We start from the raw sequence: 2,425 nt of genomic DNA on the forward strand, positions 1-2,425 counted from the left end.
CCTCTTGGCCGACTGCGGACGACGACCCGGGCCCTTCTTTACACGACGTATAGATGACAACACAGCCTCCATTATTCGGTCTGTGTTGCGACGTTGACTAGAAACCACCACGGCAGAACTGCTCACTTTTCGAGCGTCACCAACAGGGGCCAAGCTCGACCGGCCAAACAGACGGTGATCAACTTCATTCCCCCAAGCACTTCGTGCAGGGAGGTGCCCCCACCAGTTGCCCAACCTGGTCAGGGATGGTTAGTGTCGCGTTCGTGATCGACGCGTTCAGTCGGCGGATCATCGGCTGGCGCGCAGCCAGGTCGATGACCACGCTGTTGGTGCTGGATGCGCTTGAGCACGCGATCTTCACCCGTCAGCAAGAAGGGATCACCGACCTGACCGGGCTGGTCAGCCACAGCGATGCCGGCAGCGTCTACACCTCGATCGCCTTCACCAGCAGGCTGATCGAGGCCGGCGTCGACCCTCGGTCGGATCAGTCGGCGACGCCTACGACAGTCAGTCTGTTCTTGCCGGTTCGATGCTTGTTCCGGAAGTTTATGACTGACCCGCATGGTGTCTTGGCGTTGATCTGTCGACCGTCCGACTGGGCATGCAGCAAGCGCTGCCGCCGGACGGGCGTGACCTAATAGGAGCCTGGAGCAGACTTTGACAGCGTCCCCGTGACAGTCCTGTCCACCCGCCGGCGACAGCGTGAGACCACGCCAACCGGCAAGGAGACAGCACACCATGACCACACTCGAAACAGTCAGATCCGGGCACGTCGTGATCGGCGTCGACACCCACAAGCACATCCACGTCGCCGCTGTGATGGACACGATCGGCGGGATCCTCGCGACGCTGACGATCCCGACCGACACCGGAGGGTTCGGGCAGTTGCTGGACTGGTCGTCCGGCTTCGGGAAGGTCCTCGCGTTCGGGATTGAGGGAACCGGGTCATACGGAGTCACACTGACGTCCTTCGTGCGGCGGCACGGCCACAAGGTGGTCGAGGCGGGCCGCCCAGACCGCCGCTCACGACGAGCGAACGGCAAGTCCGACACCCTCGACGCCGAGAACGCGGCCAGGTCCGTGCTCGCCGGGTTCGCCACCGCGACCCCGAAGACCGCAGACGGTGCGGCCGAGATGATCCGTCAGCTCAAAATTGCCCATGATTCCGCGGTCAGCGACCGGACCGCGGCGATGGTCACGATGAAGGCGATGCTCGTGCACGGCTCAGACGAGCTTCGTCGTGAGACGAACCGCAAGACCCAGATCATGCTCGCGCGCCACCTTGCCGCGCTTCGCCCACGGACCCTGGAGAGCCCCGACGATGCGCTGCGCCACTCGCTGCGATCGTTGGCCCGCCGCTGGCAGCAGCTCGACGCCGAAGCCAAGGAGACCTCAGCCATGATTGAGCAACTCGTCACCCTCACAGCCCCGCAGCTACTCGAGCAATTCGGCATCGGAGTCGACACCGCCGCAGAGATCCTCATCGTCGCTGGCGACAACCCCGAACGAATCCGCTCAGAGGCCGCCTTCGCCAAGCTCGCGGGCATCAGCCCCGTCCCAACCGGTTCAGGGATGACCAGCGGACGACACCGAATCAACCACGGCGGGCACCGACAACTCAACGCCGCGATCTACCGCACCGTCATCGTCCGCATGCGCTTCCACGAACCGACCATCGCCTACGTCGCCCGCAGAACCGCCGAGGGCAAGAGCAAACGCGAAATCATCCGCTGCCTCAAACGCTACGTCATCCGCGAGGTCTACCACCTCATCAAGGTCGACCCCAGAACCGGTGAAATCGCCAGTTGACAACTACAGGAGCGTCAACGCGCTCGCCGAGACCACCGTCGGATCATTCAAGAACGAACTGGTCCGCCGGCAAGGTCCTTGGCGCGGCATCGATCAAGTCGAGATCGAAACCCTGAACTGGGTCCACTGGTTCAACACCGGACGGCCCCACAAATACCTCGACGACCTCACCCCCGAAGCGGCCGAGCAGCTTCGCTACGATCACAAAAGAACACTGGCACCCGCCGGGTGACTCAGAACAACGAGTCTCCGGACACGCTGGGAGGTCTCAGTTCCTCGCCTCGGGCAAGGCCGGCTACATGACAGCGACCACGGTGTTCGCCGACGGCGGCATCATGCAGGGCAGCGTCGGTCTATAAGCCCCCGCCACCGCCTCTTCACATCTGGCGGTTCACACCTGGGAGGCGGTCGCCATCAGGACCGGGATGCGCATCTCAGCATCGGTCACCGAGCCGTGAAAGCCCGTCATCTTCAGCTCGACGGGGAACTCGCGCGAGGAGAACACCCCGAAGTCACCCAGCGACGCCACCACGACGTCACCGATGCGCTGGCGGACGTCAGGGACGATGGGTCCGAACCAGTCCTCGAGCCCCTCCTGCGTGCGTACGACGGCTCG

The 2,425-nt window shown here is 63.7% G+C and carries 1 protein-coding gene and 3 pseudogenes; 3 read left to right on the top strand and 1 reads right to left on the bottom strand.

Annotated features, from left to right (window positions below):
- Positions 1–233: 233 nt before the first annotated feature.
- The 3 genes and pseudogenes from H7290_RS08215 to H7290_RS08225 form a co-directional block, all read left to right on the top strand.
- Positions 234–508, top strand: a pseudogene (locus H7290_RS08215) (DDE-type integrase/transposase/recombinase); the annotation flags it as partial.
- 230 nt (positions 509–738) lie between these two features.
- Positions 739–1,809: an IS110 family transposase gene (locus H7290_RS08220; protein ID WP_290513536.1), complete on the top strand. Its 1,071-nt coding sequence runs from the start codon at positions 739–741 to the stop codon at positions 1,807–1,809.
- A 16-nt stretch (positions 1,810–1,825) separates the two neighbouring features.
- A pseudogene (locus tag H7290_RS08225) lies at positions 1,826–2,041 on the top strand (integrase core domain-containing protein); the annotation flags it as partial.
- A 159-nt stretch (positions 2,042–2,200) separates the two neighbouring features.
- On the opposite strand, the pseudogene H7290_RS08230 reads toward H7290_RS08225, so the two are convergent.
- A pseudogene (locus H7290_RS08230) lies at positions 2,201–2,425 on the bottom strand (alkaline phosphatase family protein); the annotation flags it as partial.

It is taken from the genome of Aeromicrobium sp. (genome assembly GCF_014378035.1).
GTDB lineage: Bacteria > Actinomycetota > Actinomycetes > Propionibacteriales > Nocardioidaceae > Aeromicrobium.